The organism is Mycobacterium sp. AMU20-3851, from assembly GCF_043974665.1.
Classification (GTDB): domain Bacteria; phylum Actinomycetota; class Actinomycetes; order Mycobacteriales; family Mycobacteriaceae; genus Mycobacterium.
Map to the genome: position 1 here is coordinate 617811 of NZ_CP146371.1, position 16103 is coordinate 633913.

The following is a 16103-nucleotide window of genomic DNA, read 5'->3' on the forward strand; positions in this document are numbered from 1 at the left end:
TTATGCCTTTCCTGCCAGATGGAGAGCGGCCAAGTAGCCGAACGTCATGGCGGGGCCGATGGTCCCGCCCGGACCGGGATAGGTATGGCCCATCACCGGCGAGCTGACATTACCTGCGGCGTAGAGCCCTTCGATCACGGAGTTGTCGTCACGCAGTGCACGGCCGTGCACATCGGTGCGGACGCCGCCCTTGGTGCCGAGATCGCCGGGAACCATCTTGGCCGCGTAGAACGGGCCGTGCTTGATCTCGCCCAGGTTGGGGTTGGGCTTGTTGGTCGGGTCGCCGTAGTAACGGTCGTAGGCGCTGTCGCCGCGGCGGAAGTCCTCGTCGACACCGGATCGGGCGAAGCCGTTGAACCGGTCGACGGTGGCCGTCAACGCATCGGCGTTCAGCCCGGTCTTCTCGGCGAGCTCGGCCAGGGTGTCGGCCTTGACCACCACACCGGACTCCAGCCACTTCTTCGGAATGCGTTGGCCGGGCTGTAATCCCGCAAAGATGTAGCGGTCGCGGTACTGCTGATCGAAGATCAGCCAGGCCGGCACGTTCTCGCCCGGTCCGGGTCCCTGGCCGTACTGGCCGCCGTACATGTGGTGGCAGGCCTCCACATAGGGCATCGACTCGTTCATGAACCGCTTGGCGGACAGATTGACGATGATCGATCCGGGGGAGTTGCGCTCGGACAGGGCGAACCACGGCGCGTCCACCAGTGGGACGGTCGGACCCCACCAGGAATCCTCCATCAATTCCAGTGCCGCGCCCAGCTTTTCGGCGGCCAGGATGCCGTCTCCGGTGTTGGCGACCGCGCCCACGGTCCACTCGGTGGTGATCGGGGCACGCTGGTACTTGACCCGCATCTGCTCGTTGTGCTCGAACCCGCCGGAGCCCAGGATCACGCCCTTGCGGGCCCGGATCAGGGTGGGCTCGGCGTTTGCGGAGTCGCGCGCATCGACAACGTAGATGCCGCGGACGACACCGTCCTCCACATAGAGGTCGGTCAACGCGGTGTTCAGCAGCACCGGCACCCCGGCCTTCTGCAGGCCGATCCGCAACGGGGCGATGAGCGCGCGGCCCATGCCGACCAGGTTCTTGCCGGTGGCGTTGGCCCACACCGAACGCACGCCCACCTTGATGCTGCGCAGGACGCCCCGCGGGTGCCGTTTGAGCTGGTTGAGCCGGACGTAGTCCTGCTGCAACACCACCATGTTCATCGGCACCTTGCCGTACGGCGGCTCCAGGCCCTTCTCGTCGGGGCCGAGCTTCTTGGCGTTGAACGGCTTGGGCTCGACCGAGCGGCCGCTGGCCTTGCCTCCGGGGGTCTCCGGGTAGTAGTCGGAGTAGTCCGGCACCCAGCACAGCTTCAGCGGGGAGTGCTTGAGCACGAAGGACAGCATCTCCGGACCGCGGTCCAGGTAGGTGTCGATCTTCTCCGCGGGCACCACGTCGCCGATGATGGCGTGCAGGTACTTGCGGGCCTCCTCGGCAGTGTCCTTGACCCCGTCGCGCTTGAGGATCTCGTTGTTCGGGATCCATACCCCACCACCTGACCGCGCAGTGGAACCGCCATAGTGCGGAGCCTTTTCTACGACTACTGTCGAGAGGCCCTGGTGAGCAGCGGTGAGGGCGGCGACCATGCCGGCAGCGCCGCTACCGACCACGACTACGTCGTACTCCTGTCCAGTCATGTAGAACACGTTATAGAATTGCAGTGCCTTTCGACAACAGGCCCGCAACTGTGCCGGTCGAGGGCCTAATGAGATTACGAGGGGAATTCACCAAGATGCTCAGTGCCGAGGTCCGTGACGAGCTTGCTGCCGATCTGGCTCAGGCGGAGCGTAGCCGGGTGCCCACCACCCCGCTGACGGATCGGTATCCCGACATCGACGTGGTCGACGCATACGAGATCCAGCTGATCAACATCCGGCAGCGGGTCGCCGAAGGCGCGCGGGTGATCGGGCACAAGGTGGGCCTGTCCAGCGAGGCGATGCAGAAGATGATGGGCGTCGACGAGCCCGACTACGGTCATCTGCTCGCCGATATGGAGGTCTTCGAGGACACTCCGGTGGCGGCCGGCCGGTTCCTGTATCCGCGCGTCGAGGTGGAGGTGGGATTCGTGTTGGCCGACGACCTCCCCGGCGCGGGGTGCACCGAGGACGACGTACTGGCCGCGACCGCCGCGTTCGCGCCGTCGATCGAGTTGATCGACACCCGGATCACCGACTGGAAGATCAAGTTGTGCGACACGATCGCCGACAATGCGTCCTCGGCCGGGTGGGTACTGGGCCCGGAACGGGTGTCGCCCAAGGACATAGACATCAAGAACATCAACGCCGTGCTGAAGCGCAATGGTGAGGTGGTCGCCGAGGGGCGCAGCGACGCGGTGCTGGGCAACCCGGTCACGTCGGTGGCGTGGCTGGCTCGCAAGGTCGACCAGTTCGGGGTGCGGCTTAAGGCCGGCGACGTCGTGTTGCCGGGCGCGTGCATGCGTGCGATAGATGCACGTCCCGGTGACGATTTCGTAGCAGATTTCGACGGGCTAGGTTCAGTCAAACTGTCTTTTGAATGAGGTTTTTCGAGTTTCACGAACGAAGTTAGGGAGCCGTTCATGGCCGATAAGTTGTCGGTTGCGATTGTCGGGTCGGGAAATATCAGTACCGATTTGTTGTACAAGTTGCTGCGCTCGGACTGGTTGGAGCCGCGCTGGATGATCGGTATCGATCCGGAGTCCGAGGGGTTGGCGCGGGCCCGTAAGTTGGGGTTGCAGACCAGTCATGAGGGGGTGGACTGGCTGTTGAGTCAGGCCGAGAAGCCTGATCTGGTGTTCGAGGCGACCAGCGCCTATGTGCATCGCGATGCTGCGCCGCGGTATGAGGCGGCCGGGATCACTGCGATTGATTTGACTCCGGCGGCGGTGGGGCCGGGGGTGATTCCGCCGGCGAATTTGCGGGCGCATCTGGACGCGCCGAATGTCAACATGGTGACGTGCGGTGGGCAGGCGACGATCCCGATGGTGTACGCGGTGTCGCGGGTGGTTGATGTGCCATATGCCGAGATCGTGGCGTCGGTGTCTTCGGCTTCGGCGGGCCCGGGTACGCGGGCGAACATCGATGAGTTCACCAAGACCACGAGCGCGGGGGTGCAGCATATCGGTGGGGCGCGCAGCGGTAAGGCGATCATCATCTTGAATCCGGCGGATCCGCCGATGATCATGCGCGACACCATCTTCTGCGCGATTCCCGAGGATGCCGATCACGCGGCGATCACCGCGTCGATCAAGGAGGTGGTGGCCGAGGTGCAGACTTATGTGCCGGGCTACCGGTTGCTCAATGAGCCGCAGTTCGACGAGCCGTCGGTGGTCAACGGTGGCCAGCATGTGGTGACCACGTTCGTCGAGGTGGAGGGTGCCGGTGATTACCTTCCGCCCTACGCGGGAAATCTGGACATCATGACCGCCGCGGCGACGAAGGTCGGCGAGGAGATCGCCAAGGAACGAATTTCGGCAGGAGCTCAGGCATGAGTGGCATCGATGAGATCTTCTTCAATCCCATCTGGGATGTCCGGATGACCGACACCTCGCTGCGCGACGGGTCTCATCACAAGCGGCATCAGTTCACCAAGGACGAGGTGGCCTCGATCGTGGCCGCGCTGGACACCGCTGGTGTGCCGGTGATCGAGGTGACCCATGGTGACGGGCTGGGCGGTTCGTCGTTCAATTATGGGTTCTCGAAAACCCCTGAGCAGGAACTGATCAAGCTTGCGGCCGAGACCGCGAAGGAAGCCAAGATCGCCTTTTTGATGTTGCCCGGTGTGGGTACCAAGGAGGACATCAAGGAGGCGCAGAACAACGGTGGCGAGATCTGCCGGATCGCCACCCACTGCACCGAGGCCGATGTGTCGATCCAGCATTTCGGGCTGGCCCGCGAACTCGGGTTGGAGACCGTCGGGTTTTTGATGATGAGCCACACCATCTCCCCGGAGAAATTGGCGGCCCAGGCCCGGATCATGGCCGATGCCGGTTGCCAGTGCGTCTATGTGGTGGACTCGGCCGGCGCGCTGGTCCTGGACGGGGTCGCCGACCGGGTCGCGGCGCTGGTCGCGGAGTTGGGGTCGGATGCTCAGGTCGGTTTTCACGGTCACGAGAACCTCGGCCTCGGTGTGGCGAACTCGATCGAGGCGGTCCGCGCCGGGGCCAAGCAGATCGACGGGTCGTGTCGCCGGTTCGGTGCGGGTGCCGGCAATGCGCCGGTGGAGGCGCTGATCGGGGTGTTCGACAAGATCGGTGTGAAGACCGGTATCGACTTTTTCGACATCGCCGATGCCGCCGAAGAGGTCGTCGCCCCGGCGATGCCGGCGGAGTGCCTGCTGGACCGCAATGCGCTGATCATGGGGTACTCCGGGGTGTACTCCAGCTTCCTCAAGCACGCCATCCGCCAGTCCGAGCGCTACGGTGTGCCGGCGCATCAGCTGCTGCACCGGGCGGGTCAGCGCAAACTGATCGGCGGCCAGGAAGACCAACTCATCGACATCGCCCTGGAAATCAAACGCGAGCAGGAGGCCAACGCCTAAGACGGGGCTCGGTTGCTGACGTCCTCGACGGTCCGCCGCAGACCGGCGGACCGGACGAGGACAGTCAGCACCACGGCGACCAGCAACAGCGCCGGGACATCTCCGGCCAGATGGCCGTGGTGACGGCCGGCGCCGAAGGATTGCACGGCCATGATGGCGGCGTGCACGACGCTGGAGCACACCGTGAACCAGATCAGGCTCAGGTGCGCCTCCGGGCGTCGTGCGGCGTTGCACAGGAAGACGCCCAGCGTCGCGTACAGCCCGACGATCATCATGAAATAGTCGGACTGGTGTGGGGCACCGGTATGCCAGGCCCACCCGGACGGCCATACCGCGGCAAGGGGATACAGCAGCAGCATCAGGATTCCGAACACCACGAGCATGACCCGCAGCAGCGTGTAGGAGCGCGTGCCTGTCATGGTGGCCTCCGTTCGGATTCAGCCGAATTCGAGGAGTGTATAGGCCCCGCGGATCTGCTTGGTAGGCCCGAACTGCCAGAACGCCGGGAACAGTTTGTCGAACACCAGCCCCCGGCCCCGCGGCATCGGTAGATCGTGTACCGCCCGGATGCCGGGGACGGTGTTGGCCAGATCGGCCAGCTGGTTCGGCGACAGACTGAACGGCATCGGCGGTACCCGGTACCGGCGGGTGGCGCGCATTCCCTTCGGGGCGAACTTCTTGACCAGGATCGGCGGCAGGTCGAAGACCATCTGCCCGCCGGGAAAACGCTTGGCGCACTCGGTGATCAGGCCCATCGCCTCGTCGGGCTGTAGGTACATCAGCAGACCCTCCGCGGTGAGGAACACCCCGTTGCCGGTGTCCACCCGGTCCATCCAGGAATAGTCCAGCGCCGACTGCGCCAGGTTGGTGATCCGCGGCGATGGTGGCAGCAGGCGTTGCCGCAGTTCGATGATGGGCTCGAAATCAACGGTGAGCCAGCGGAAGTCTGCCTCCGGTAGCGCGCTGCTGAGCCGCCAGAAACTGGTCTGGAAGCCCTCCGCCAGGGCGACCACGGTGGCCGAAGGATGCGTCGACAGGTACGCCTTTGCGGCCCGGTCGAAGGCCAGCGAGCGCACCGCCATCTCCTGACCCCGGCGGCCGAACTTGTCGAAATCGAAGTCGATGGCGTCGACGAGGCGGATGGCCATGGGATCGTCGATGATGGCGTCGGAGTGGCGGGCCTGGTATGCCCGTCCGTTGAGCGTCAGCAACGCGGTTTCGGAGACGCCCTTGAGTGCACTGGCGTCAATCTTGTCCATACCAGCGAGGCTACCGGGCAGATCGTGCCGGGCTCTCGCGCCGAGGGCGGCCCGCGCGCCACGTGCATGACTAGACTGGCCCCGGTGACGCGAGCCGACGCACAGGCGATTCTCGAACAGCTGGCCGGCCCGCATGCGGTACTGCGCGACGACCAGTGGGCTGCGATCGAGGCGTTGGTCGTTGCGCGCCGACGCGCCCTGGTGGTCCAGCGCACCGGCTGGGGAAAATCCGCGGTGTACTTCATCGCCGCGAAACTGTTACGGGCGGCGGGGCGCGGGCCGACCGTCATCGTCTCCCCGTTGCTCGCGCTGATGCGAAACCAGGTGGCCGCCGCCGAGCGGGCGGGTGTGCATGCCGCGACCATCAACTCCAGCAACGTCACCGAGTGGGACACCGTGCACCAGCGGGTCGGCACCGGTGAGCTGGACGTGCTGCTGGTCAGCCCGGAACGTCTGAACAATCCGGACTTTCGGGATGCGGTGTTGCCCGCCCTGGCCGCCGATGCGGGGCTGGTGGTGGTCGACGAGGCGCACTGCGTCTCGGACTGGGGGCATGACTTCCGGCCCGATTACCGGCGCATCCGCACCCTCATCGCCGAACTGGGCGACGGCATCCCGGTGCTGGCCACGACCGCGACGGCCAACGACCGGGTGGTCGCCGACGTGGCGGCGCAGTTGGGCGTCGGGGGTGCGGACACGCTGGTGCTGCGCGGTGGCCTGGACCGGGAGTCGCTGCGGCTGTCGGTCGTGCAGGCCGGCGGTCCGGCCCAACGTGCGGCCTGGCTTGCCGCGCATATGGATTCGCTGCCCGGATCGGGCATCGTCTATACCCTCACCGTCGCGCAGGCCAATGACATCGCCGCGCTGCTGCGGGACCGGGGGCACACCGTCGCTGCGTACACCGGCGGCACGGAATCAGCCGAACGGGAACAACTCGAAGAGGATCTCATCCACAACCGGGTCAAGGCGTTGATCGCCACTTCGGCACTGGGCATGGGGTTCGACAAACCTGACCTCGGTTTCGTGGTCCACCTGGGCGCGCCATCCTCGCCGATCGCCTACTACCAGCAGGTCGGTCGCGCCGGGCGCTCCACCGACAGCGCCGAGGTGATCCTGCTACCGGGCCGTGAGGACGCCGAGGTGTGGCGCTACTTTGCGTCGGTGGCGTTCCCTTCGGAAGCCATGGTACGCAACGTGATCGGGGCGCTGGAGACCGACCGCGCGCAATCGACCGCCGCACTGGAACCGCTGGTGGACCTGAACCGGTCCCGGCTTGAGATGGTGCTGAAGGTGCTCGACGTCGATGGTGCGGTGCGCCGGGTGAAGGGCGGCTGGATCGGGACCGGCCAGCCCTGGGTGTACGACGAACCCCGCTACCGCCGCCTGGAGGAGGCCCGCAACCGCGAACAGCAGGCCATGATCGATTACCAGAACACCACCGAGTGCCGGATGTCGTTCCTACGCAAGCAACTCGACGACCCGGAGCTCGGCCCACTTCCCTGCGGCCGTTGTGACAACTGCGCCGGGTCACGGTACCGCGCCGAGGTGGACGCCGGGGAGGCCGAGACCACCCGGGAACGGTTGATGCGCCCCGGTGTCGAGATCACCGCGCGCAAACAGTGGCCCACCGGGCTGGGCAAGGTGGGCATCGAACTGTCCGGGAAGATCAATGACGGTCCCGCGCCCGGCCGGGTCATCGGGCGGCTGACCGACCTGGGCTGGGGTGCGCGGTTGCGCAAGCTGTTGGCCGAACCCGACGCCGAGGTATCCGACGACGTCGTGAGTGCGGCGGTCGCGGTGTTGAAGGCCTGGGACTGGGCGCACCGGCCCACCGCCGTGCTGGCCCTGGACTCGGCCACCCACCCGATCCTGATCCGGTCCCTGGCGGCGCGACTGGCCGAGGTCGGCAGACTAGACAACCTCGGGGTACTGCACTATTCGCCCGGACACCGGCCGGTGACCGCGGCGAACTCGGCGTACCGGGTGGCGGCGCTGCACGGCGCCTGGGAGACGGCACCGGCCGTCGACGGTGCCACCGTGCTGCTCGTCGACGACCTGATCGACACCGGCTGGACCATGACGATGGCCGCCCGGATGGTGCGGTCCGCCGGCGCGGCCGAGGTGCTACCGTTCGCGCTGGCCTCGGTCAGCTGAACGGATTCTGGCCCGGTGGATCTCCGGGCAGCCACCAATCATCGTGATGGGTCAGCCACGACGGTGGCCGGCGAAGCGACGGCTCCCAGGCCGACGGCCAGTGCCGCGGCGGCGGCGAACGTCTTCATCCTCATGACGGGCTCCTCAGACGAGGTCGAGGCTACCCCCGTCGCCCGGTGGGCGAAACCGGCTTTCCGCCCAGCAGCTGGGTCACGGCGTTGGCGGTCTGCACCAATTCGTGTGCACGCGAATCGATCTCGTCATCTGTGAGTGCCGTGCCGATCTGCAGCGTGGCGACCATGACCTGTCGTCGGTGATGGTCATAGACAGGTGCGGCGATGACGCTGACGTCGTGACGCTGGTCGGCATCGTCTTCGCCGCGCAGGTAGACCCGCTCCCCGATGTCGGAGACCAGTTCGCCCAACAGGGCCCGCAGTTCGTCGGGCAAGGTGTTCGACATGCCGGCCATCAGCGCGTACAGCCGCCGGCCCCCGGGGGTCATTCGCTCGACCAGGTACCCGGACCTGCGGCATTCGGCGATCACCCGGTCCAGGCGGGCGCTGTCGGTGCGCAGCGGGATGGTCGGCTCCTTCTGCAGCCAGTGCCGGACCGCGGCGTCGTCCCACAGCACGAACATCAGCCCCACCGGTGGGGCGAACGGGTAGCTCTGCCCGACCCGGACGCCGACCGGGGCGCCCGGTGGCGCCACCAGTTCCAGCAGCGTGATGCGATCGTCTACGACGGCCGACAGCGCCGCGGTCGCCCCGAACTGCTCGGAGAGCCTGCGCAACTGGTCACGGGCGCCGGGGCTGACCCGCAATGATTCCTGGGCAAGGTGACCGAGCGAGATGAGCGCGGGCCCCAGCCGGTAGGTCTTGGCGTCGGTGTCCCGCAGCAGATAGCCGGCGTCGGTCAGGGTGGTGAGAATGCCCAGACAGGTCGGCTTGCTCAGATCCACCCGGCGGGCCAGCTCGGACAACCCGAACCGATCATGGGGATGACGTGCAAGGAAGTCCAGAATGGCCAGCACCCGGGTGGTAGGCGGGGACGCCCGATCGGGAACCGGCACGCGAAGACCTCCGTTTGGCATTGACGCGAATTAGAACGCGTTCTAGTGTCAGGTCGGAAACTCTACCACCTCGTTCCAATATTGGACCGACAGAATGGAAGCCGATGTATTCACAGCCCCTGGCGGAAGCCATCGCGGAGGCCGAGCGTCTGGTGGCCGAGGCGCCGTTCATCGAGTCCGAGGCCGATCTGCTGGAAGGTCTGCAGTACCTGGCCGGTTGCATCGCGGCGTGTACGCATGTGGCCTTCGATTACGACCGGGATCATCCCTTCCTGCACAGCGGAACCGGGCCGTTCACCAAGATGGCGCTGGACAATCCGGACACCATGTACTTCGGCACCCGGCTGCAGCCCGGGTATGAGTACGTGGTGACCGGCAGGCGCGGCACCACCACCGATGTGAGCTTTCAGCTGGTCGGCGGGGAGTACACCGACGAGGTCGTGCCCGACAGTGAGACCGCCTTCGACGACCGCAAGCTCGACATCGCCGCGGACGGCACCTTCGAATGGCGGTTCACGCCGGACAAGCCCGCGCAGCTGGTCATCCGCGAGGTCTACAACGACTGGTCCGCGCAGCGCGGGACGTTCGCCATCGCGCGGACCGACACCGCGGGCACCGCGCCGCCGGCGTTGACCAGGGAACTGATCGAGAAGCGTTATGCCGTCGCGGGTAAACAACTGGTGCAGCGGGTCAAGACCTGGCTGCAGTTCCCCAAATGGTTCTACGACAACCTGCCGGTCAACACCCTGACCGCGCCGCGGCTGACGCCCGGGGGTCTGGCCACCCAGTACTCCTCGGTCGGGCACTTCGATCTCACGCCGCAGCAGGCCATGGTCATCACGCTGCCCGTCAGCGATGCGCCCTATCTGGGCTTCCAACTGGGCAGCCTGTGGTACATCTCGCTCGATTACATCAACCACCAAACCTCGCTGAACGGCACACAGGCGCAGGCGGATCCGGACGGCAAGATCCGGATCGTGGTCTCCGATGCCAATCCCGGTGTGACGAACTGGTGCGAGACCCTCGGCCACGGCAGGGGATATCTGCAGTTCCGCTGGCAGCGGGTGTCGCGTGAGCTCACCGAGGCCGACGGTCCGACGGTCGAGATCGTCGACGTGGCGGATGTCGCCGGCGTGCTGCCGTACTACGAATCGAACAGGATCTCCGAAGAGGACTGGCGCGCGCGGATCGCACTGCGCCAGAAGCTGATCGGCGAGAGGATGGTGGGTTGATCATGGGGTTGCTGACCGACAAGGTGGTCGTCATCAGTGGTGTGGGTCCGGCACTGGGTACCACGCTGGCACGCCGCTGTGCCGAGGAGGGAGCCGATCTCGTGCTGGCGGCCCGCACCGTCGAGCGGCTGGAGGACGTCGCCGGGCAGGTACGCGCGCTGGGCCGCCGTGCCCTCGCGGTCGGTACCGACATCACCGATGACCAGCAGGTTGCCGATCTGGTGTCGACCTCGATGGCGGAGTTCGGCAAGGTCGATGTGTTGATCAACAACGCCTTCCGGGTTCCGTCGATGAAACCGTTCGCCAACACCTCCTTCGAGCACATCCGTGAGACGGTCGAGCTGACCGTGCTCGGGGCGCTGCGGCTGATCCAGGGATTCACCCCGGCGCTCACCGAGTCCAAGGGGTCGGTGGTGAACGTCAACTCGATGGTGGTCCGGCATTCCGACCCGAAGCAGGGCGCCTACAAACTGGCGAAGTCGGCGTTGCTGGCGATGTCACAGTCGCTGGCCAGTGAGCTCGGCGGTGCCGGCATCCGGGTGAACTCCGTTCTGCCGGGGTACATCTGGGGCGGCACGCTGCAGGGCTATTTCGAGCACCAGGCCAGCAAGTACGGCACCACGGTGGAGCAGATCTACCAGGCCGCCGCGGCCAACAGCGATCTCAAGAAGCTGCCCACCGAGGACGAGGTCGCCTCGGCGATCCTGTTCATGGCCAGCGACCTGGCCAGCGGGATCACCGGGCAGACGTTGGACGTCAACTGCGGGGAGTACAAGTACTGATGAGCGGTCCGCGAAGACGAGCGCGAGTGAGGATCGCAGCGAGGGACGAGCGAGGACCGGAGCGAGTGGGAGTCGAGCAGTGAGTAACGCGCGTACGAATGTCGGCACCGTCGAGGATTTGCATGCCTCGGCGACCAAGGCCTGCGGGCTGGATGACTTCGGCGACGACAGCGACAACTACAAGGAGGCGCTCGGCGTCCTGCTGGAGGCCTATCGGCGGGACGCCGATCTGACCGAGTTGGGCAGCAAGATGCAGCGCTTCTTCGCCCGCAATGCGCTGGTGGCCCGGCTGGTCTCCGAGGCGGCGTTCAAGCAGTACCCGCAGCACGCCGAGGTGCCGATCGAGCGGCCGATCTTCGTCACCGGCCTGCCGCGGACCGGCACCACCGTGATCCACCGCCTGTTGACCGCGGACCCGGCGCATCAGGGCCTCGAGCTGTGGTTGGCCGAGTTCCCGCAGCCCCGCCCGCCGCGCGAAACCTGGTCCCAGAACCCGGTCTTCCAGCAGCTGGATGCGCAGTTCACCAAGGCGCACGAGGAGAACCCGGACTACACGGGCCTGCACTATATGACCGCCGACGAGGTGGAGGAGTGCTGGCAGCTGCTGCGCCAATCACTGCACTCGGTGTCCTACGAGACGCTGGCACACATCCCCACCTATTCGCGGTGGCTGGCCCGGCAGGACTGGACCCGGTCCTATCAGCGGCACCGGCGCAATCTGCAGCTGATCGGCCTCAACGAACCCGAGAAGCGTTGGGTGCTCAAGAATCCCAGCCACCTGTTCGCACTCGACGCGCTGTTCGCCACTTATCCTGACGCACTGGTGGTGCAGTGCCACCGGCCGGCGGAGACGATCATGGCCTCGATGTGCTCGCTGGCCCAGCACACCACGCAGGGGTGGTCGAACACCTTCTCCGGCAAGGTGATCGGTGAGGACTCCCTGGAGACCTGGTCGCGCGGTCTGGAACTGTTCAACGCCGAGCGCGTCAAACACGACCCGGCCCAATTCTGCGACGTCGACTACTTCGAATTCATCAAGGACCCGGTCGGTGCGGTCGAGGGCATCTACCGCACGTTCGGCATCGAGTTCACCGACGCCGCGCGCCAGGCCATCGAAGCCAGTCACGCGGCCAGCCAGGAGGGCCCGCGCGCACCCAAGCACACCTACTCGCTGAGTGACTACGGCCTGACCGCCGAGCAGGTGAAGGAGCGCTTCGCCGGTCTGTGACCCGCAAGCGAAGAACTAGCCGTCGCCGGGGGAGGGCGCCGAGGAGAATTCCTCCAGGCACCCTTCCGCGACGGCATGCTTGATGCTGTCGGTGAGCCGGGGGCAGGACCGGGCGCGGGCCGGATCCTCACCGGAGGCCCGCATTTCGGCGAACACCGCGCAGCGGCGGGTGGCCTCGGTGCTCCACTGCACCGAGGTATGTTCGGGCCCCAGCTTCTTCACCGCAACGGTGACATGGCAGAACCGGCAGTCGACCGAGGCCAGCCCTGATGTCAGATAGCGCTGCTTGTCCCGTTCGGTGTCTTCCCGGACCGCAGCGGCACGTTGCGGGTCGGAACCGAAATCTGGTGCCTTGGACCAGGAACCGGACGACGGACGACTCCCGGTCAGGTGATCGTCGTGGTCGTCGTGACCGAGCAACTCCAACATCGAGCGGGCCAGACGGTCAACGTCTGGCGTCTGCGCCCGCTCGTCGTGGGTTGCCATCAGTTCGGCTGAGCCGCTTCCTGCTCGGCGGCCTGGTTCTTCAGGTTCTCCTGCACCTCGACGTTCCACTTCTCGACAGCGGCCGTGGTGTCGACCTCCATCTCGAACCGATCCGTCATCTCCGCTGTGACATCGGCGGCGTCGACGTAGAACTGCTGGTACCAGCGGCGCATCTGGTAGACAGCGCCGTCCTCCTCGACCAGCAGCGGATTGTCGATGCGGGTCTTGTGCTTCCAGATCTCCACATCCTGCAGGAAGCCCTTGGACACGCCCTCGGTGAACACCCGGGCCAGCTTGTCGGTGGTCTTCTCATCGAGGCCCTTGGGCTTTTCGACGATGACACCCCACTGCAGCACGAAGCTGTTCTGGGAGACCGGGTAGTGGCAGTTTATCAGGATCGACTCGGCCTTGAAACCGCCGTAGTTGTTGTGTAGCCAGTTGATCATGAAGGACGGGCCGAAGTAGCTGGCCTCCGAATCCAGGTGTGCCTCACCGTAGGTGGTGCCGAGATCATTGACGTCCGGCCGGCCCACATTGTGCAGGTACTGGCTGGCGATGTGGCCTTCGAAGACGTTCTTGAAGTACGTCGGCAGTCCGTAATGGATGTAGAAGAAGTGCGCCATATCGGTGACGTTGTCGATGATCTCGCGGCAGTTGGAGCCCTCGATGAGCATCGTGTTCCAGCGCCAGTCGGTCCAGTCGTCACTGGCGAACTCCGGGATCTCCGGGATGCGAACCTCGGGCTGGGGCGGGTTGCCCTCGTGGTCATGCCACACGAAGAGCAGGCCACCGCGGACGTCGGTGTGCCACGCACGGGTGCGCGCGAGCCGCGGGGTGCGCTTGGCGTAGGGCACCAGCTTGCACTTGCCGTCACCGCCCCAGCGCCAGTCATGGAACGGGCACGCCACCGTGTCACCCTTGATGGTGCCCTGGGAGAGGTTGCCACCCATGTGCCGGCAGTAGCCGTCCAGCACCTTCAGTTCACCCTCGGAGTCCGCGAACACCACGAGCATGGTGCCGAAGATCTCCACGCCGTGCGGCTTGCCGTCCAGGAAGTTCTTCACCGGCCCCAGGCAGTGCCACCCGCGGGCGTAGCGGTCGGGCAAGTCGCCGGTGTCGATTTCGCGAATGCCGGCAGTCTCGGTAGTCACGGTGGGCCTCCCGTATCTGGTCTCTCTAACTAGAACACGTTACAGTTTTGCCCTGCCTTTGCGCAACGCAAGCTCGGCTACCTGCATGGACTACGCGGCATTCGAGGACGAGGCCGACTTTGCGTCGAAGGCCCGTATACCCGGAATCGGCCCGGAAACACTCATGGCACCGACGACCACCCCCAGACCGAGGTGGCCGTCGGTGCTGCGCGGCACACTCGCCGCGGGTGCGTGGACTAGCCGCTGCTGCGATCGGTGGGCAGACCCACCCGCAGGGCGATCTGCTGCATCTTGCCGATGGCGGTGACGAACTGGTCGGTCGTGACGTCACCGTCGGCGCTCTGGAACTCCAGCCGCACCAGGGCCGGGCCCTCGGTGAACAGCAGCAGCGTCACTGCCTTACCCTCGTCCGGTCGGCTGCCCCTGATGACGACCCCACCCTGGCCGACCCCGACCGGCCGGGGTTCCCCGGTGACCTTGGTGGTGCGGATGGCCTGTTGCAGCGCGGCCGCGGCGGTGGCGTCGTCGGGGTAGATCAGCACCGTGTTGCTGATTGCCCGGGTGTCCGGCTCATTGACGAAGAATGCGGTGGCGCCGGGATGGCCGTCGGGGGCGCCTTTGCGGGACCGCTCGACAAAGGTGTCGTCGGCGTCGGTGAGATCAGCCGCGGTGAGCAGCAGATCGCTGTAATCGCCGGGTGCTGCGGTCGGACTCGGTGCCGTGGGGCTGGGGCTCGTCGTGGTGAAGGCGGGCAACGTCGGCGGCGACGTGGTGGCGCCGTCCTGTTCGACGGGCGCACAGGCACTGACCCCGACGGTCAGCAGGGCGACGGCCGCGAAGGCGCGTAGCGGGCGGGCAGGCAAGTGTGAGCGAGACAAAATCCAGGCGTTCGGTTCGGGGGGCGGAATCGCTTTCCACCGTACGCGACCGGAGGGAAACCTACGGCCTGGCCGCCGGTCGGTGTGACCGGCGGCTCAGCCCGACTCAGGCCGGCTTGTCCGCCGGTTTGTCGCTGGAGACCACCCACATCGAGAAGTACTGGGCACCGCCGCCGTAGGCATGGCCGAGCGCCTTGCGGGCCCCGGGCACCTGGTGATCGCCGCCCTTGCCCATCACCTGGATCGCCGATTCGGCGAACCGGATCATGCCCGAAGCGCCGATCGGATTCGACGACAACACCCCACCGGAGGCGTTGAACGGGATACGCCCGCCGATCGCCGTCTCACCGGCCTCGGTGAGCTTCCAGCCCTCACCCTCGGGCGCAAAACCCAAGCTCTCCAACCACATCGGCTCATACCAGGAGAACGGGACGTACACCTCGGCGGCGTCGATCTCGTCGATGGGGGAGGTGATTCCGGCATCGCGCCACAGGGCGGCGGCGGCATCGCGGCTGGCCTGCGGGTTCACCTGGTCGCGACCGGCGTAGGCCAGCGGTTCGGTGCGCAGCGCGGTCGCGTGGATCCACGCCACCGGATGGCCGTCGGCCAGATGAGCTTCGGCGGCTTGTTCGTCACCGATCACCATGGCCGCGGCACCGTCGGAGGAGGGGCAGGTCTCGTCGTACCGGATCGGGTCCCACAGCATCGGCGAGGCCATCACCTTCTCCAGGGTGATGTCGGGCTGGTGCAGATGCGCCAACGGGTTCTTGGCCCCGTTGAGCCGGTCCTTGACCGCGACCAGCGCACCGATGTGGTTCGGGGCGCCGGAACGGCGGATGTAGGCGCGCACATGCGGGGCGAAGTACCCGCCCGCGCCCGCGCCGACCGGCTTGGTGAACGGAACCGGAATGCTCAACGCCCACATGGCATTCGATTCCGACTGCTTCTCCCAGGCCATGGTCAGCACGCGCTTGTACTTGCCCGATTGCACCAGGCTGGCCGCAACGATCGCGGTCGAGCCACCCACCGACCCTGCGGTGTGCACGCGGATCAACGGCTTGTTGGTGGCGCCGGTGGCGTCGGCCAGGAACAACTCGGGCATCATCACGCCCTCGAAGAAGTCGGGCGCCTTGCCGACCACCACGGCGTCGATGTCGTCCATGGTGGAGCCGGCATCGGCCAGCGCCCGGTCGATGGCCTCGCGGACCAGGCCGTTCATCGACACGTCGTGGCGCTTGGCGACGTACTTGGTCTGCCCGGTGCCCAGCACCGCTGCCAACTTCTTGGTTGATCCCGCCAT

The 16103-nt window shown here is 66.2% G+C and carries 15 protein-coding genes; 7 read left to right on the plus strand and 8 right to left on the minus strand.

Going from position 1 to position 16103, the window contains the following annotated elements; genetic code table 11:
• The gene (gene kstD / locus V4U86_RS03005; RefSeq protein ID WP_395309815.1) at positions 1 to 1683 is read right to left on the minus strand and encodes a 3-oxosteroid 1-dehydrogenase; all 1683 of its coding nucleotides are present in this window, start codon (positions 1681 to 1683) and stop codon (positions 1 to 3) included.
• A gap of 95 nt (positions 1684 to 1778) precedes the next feature.
• On the opposite strand from kstD, the gene V4U86_RS03010 reads away from it, so the two are divergent.
• The 3 genes from V4U86_RS03010 to dmpG are packed head-to-tail and all read left to right on the plus strand — an operon-like array spanning position 1779 to position 4564.
• Positions 1779 to 2564, plus strand: a complete 786-nt coding sequence (locus tag V4U86_RS03010; RefSeq protein ID WP_395309816.1) for a 2-keto-4-pentenoate hydratase — start codon at positions 1779 to 1781, stop codon at positions 2562 to 2564.
• A 39-nt stretch (positions 2565 to 2603) separates the two neighbouring features.
• Complete coding sequence (locus V4U86_RS03015) at positions 2604 to 3515, plus strand: acetaldehyde dehydrogenase (acetylating) (RefSeq protein WP_395309817.1); 912 nt, start codon at positions 2604 to 2606, stop codon at positions 3513 to 3515.
• Positions 3512 to 4564, plus strand: coding sequence for a 4-hydroxy-2-oxovalerate aldolase (gene dmpG, locus V4U86_RS03020; protein WP_395309818.1), 1053 nt, complete (start codon positions 3512 to 3514; stop codon positions 4562 to 4564). The genes V4U86_RS03015 and dmpG overlap by 4 nt, the downstream gene beginning before the upstream one ends.
• On the opposite strand, the gene V4U86_RS03025 is transcribed toward dmpG, so the two are convergent.
• Together V4U86_RS03025 and V4U86_RS03030 are read right to left on the minus strand one after the other, a co-directional pair.
• The gene (locus tag V4U86_RS03025) at positions 4561 to 4983 is read right to left on the minus strand and encodes a DUF6632 domain-containing protein (protein ID WP_395309819.1); all 423 of its coding nucleotides are present in this window, start codon (positions 4981 to 4983) and stop codon (positions 4561 to 4563) included. The genes dmpG and V4U86_RS03025 overlap by 4 nt on opposite strands.
• 18 nt (positions 4984 to 5001) lie before the next feature.
• Entirely contained in the window at positions 5002 to 5823 is an 822-nt protein-coding gene (locus tag V4U86_RS03030) for a class I SAM-dependent methyltransferase (RefSeq protein WP_395309820.1), read from the minus strand.
• Between the two features lie 66 nt (positions 5824 to 5889).
• Here V4U86_RS03030 and V4U86_RS03035 point away from each other — a divergent pair, with 66 nt between their 5' ends.
• Positions 5890 to 7977 carry a RecQ family ATP-dependent DNA helicase gene (locus tag V4U86_RS03035; protein ID WP_395309821.1) on the plus strand — a complete coding sequence of 696 codons (2088 nt, stop codon included), beginning with the start codon at positions 5890 to 5892 and terminating at the stop codon, positions 7975 to 7977.
• Between the two features lie 160 nt (positions 7978 to 8137).
• Here V4U86_RS03035 and V4U86_RS03040 read toward each other — a convergent pair whose 3' ends face one another.
• Entirely contained in the window at positions 8138 to 9067 is a 930-nt protein-coding gene (locus V4U86_RS03040; protein ID WP_395309822.1) for an IclR family transcriptional regulator, read from the minus strand.
• Positions 9068 to 9150: 83 nt separating this feature from the next.
• On the opposite strand from V4U86_RS03040, the gene V4U86_RS03045 reads away from it, so the two are divergent.
• The 3 genes from V4U86_RS03045 to V4U86_RS03055 all read left to right on the plus strand — a co-directional run bounded on the left by V4U86_RS03045 (position 9151) and on the right by V4U86_RS03055 (position 12288).
• Positions 9151 to 10278 carry a hypothetical protein gene (locus V4U86_RS03045; RefSeq protein ID WP_395309823.1) on the plus strand — a complete coding sequence of 376 codons (1128 nt, stop codon included), beginning with the start codon at positions 9151 to 9153 and terminating at the stop codon, positions 10276 to 10278.
• Positions 10279 to 10280: 2 nt separating this feature from the next.
• On the plus strand, positions 10281 to 11060 hold the full coding sequence (locus tag V4U86_RS03050) for an SDR family oxidoreductase (RefSeq protein ID WP_395309824.1): 780 nt from the start codon (positions 10281 to 10283) through the stop codon (positions 11058 to 11060).
• 79 nt (positions 11061 to 11139) lie between these two features.
• On the plus strand, positions 11140 to 12288 hold the full coding sequence (locus V4U86_RS03055; protein WP_395309825.1) for a sulfotransferase family protein: 1149 nt from the start codon (positions 11140 to 11142) through the stop codon (positions 12286 to 12288).
• Positions 12289 to 12303: 15 nt separating this feature from the next.
• Here V4U86_RS03055 and V4U86_RS03060 read toward each other — a convergent pair whose 3' ends face one another.
• The 4 genes from V4U86_RS03060 to V4U86_RS03075 all read right to left on the minus strand — a co-directional run bounded on the left by V4U86_RS03060 (position 12304) and on the right by V4U86_RS03075 (position 16103).
• Positions 12304 to 12774 (minus strand): hypothetical protein, encoded by a 471-nt coding sequence (locus V4U86_RS03060; protein WP_395309826.1) that lies wholly within the window; start codon positions 12772 to 12774, stop codon positions 12304 to 12306.
• Positions 12774 to 13925 (minus strand): Rieske 2Fe-2S domain-containing protein, encoded by a 1152-nt coding sequence (locus V4U86_RS03065; RefSeq protein WP_395309827.1) that lies wholly within the window; start codon positions 13923 to 13925, stop codon positions 12774 to 12776. The genes V4U86_RS03060 and V4U86_RS03065 overlap by 1 nt, the downstream gene beginning before the upstream one ends.
• A 236-nt stretch (positions 13926 to 14161) precedes the next feature.
• A complete protein-coding gene (locus V4U86_RS03070; RefSeq protein ID WP_395309828.1) occupies positions 14162 to 14788 on the minus strand; it encodes a hypothetical protein in 627 nt (208 codons plus the stop codon).
• 121 nt (positions 14789 to 14909) lie between these two features.
• On the minus strand, positions 14910 to 16103 hold the full coding sequence (locus V4U86_RS03075; RefSeq protein WP_395309829.1) for a thiolase domain-containing protein: 1194 nt from the start codon (positions 16101 to 16103) through the stop codon (positions 14910 to 14912).

Excerpts from the sequence above, each read along its gene's own strand:
- kstD (WP_395309815.1), bottom strand. The coding sequence starts at position 1,683 with ATGACTGGACAGGAGTACGACGTAGTCGTGGTCGGTAGCGGCGCTGCC.
- V4U86_RS03010 (WP_395309816.1), top strand. The coding sequence starts at position 1,779 with ATGCTCAGTGCCGAGGTCCGTGACGAGCTTGCTGCCGATCTGGCTCAG.
- V4U86_RS03015 (WP_395309817.1), top strand. The coding sequence starts at position 2,604 with ATGGCCGATAAGTTGTCGGTTGCGATTGTCGGGTCGGGAAATATCAGT.
- dmpG (WP_395309818.1), top strand. The coding sequence starts at position 3,512 with ATGAGTGGCATCGATGAGATCTTCTTCAATCCCATCTGGGATGTCCGG.
- V4U86_RS03025 (WP_395309819.1), bottom strand. The coding sequence starts at position 4,983 with ATGACAGGCACGCGCTCCTACACGCTGCTGCGGGTCATGCTCGTGGTG.
- V4U86_RS03030 (WP_395309820.1), bottom strand. The coding sequence starts at position 5,823 with ATGGACAAGATTGACGCCAGTGCACTCAAGGGCGTCTCCGAAACCGCG.
- V4U86_RS03035 (WP_395309821.1), top strand. The coding sequence starts at position 5,890 with ATGACTAGACTGGCCCCGGTGACGCGAGCCGACGCACAGGCGATTCTC.
- V4U86_RS03040 (WP_395309822.1), bottom strand. The coding sequence starts at position 9,067 with ATGCCAAACGGAGGTCTTCGCGTGCCGGTTCCCGATCGGGCGTCCCCG.
- V4U86_RS03045 (WP_395309823.1), top strand. The coding sequence starts at position 9,151 with ATGTATTCACAGCCCCTGGCGGAAGCCATCGCGGAGGCCGAGCGTCTG.
- V4U86_RS03050 (WP_395309824.1), top strand. The coding sequence starts at position 10,281 with ATGGGGTTGCTGACCGACAAGGTGGTCGTCATCAGTGGTGTGGGTCCG.
- V4U86_RS03060 (WP_395309826.1), bottom strand. The coding sequence starts at position 12,774 with ATGGCAACCCACGACGAGCGGGCGCAGACGCCAGACGTTGACCGTCTG.
- V4U86_RS03075 (WP_395309829.1), bottom strand. The coding sequence starts at position 16,103 with ATGGCGGGATCAACCAAGAAGTTGGCAGCGGTGCTGGGCACCGGGCAG.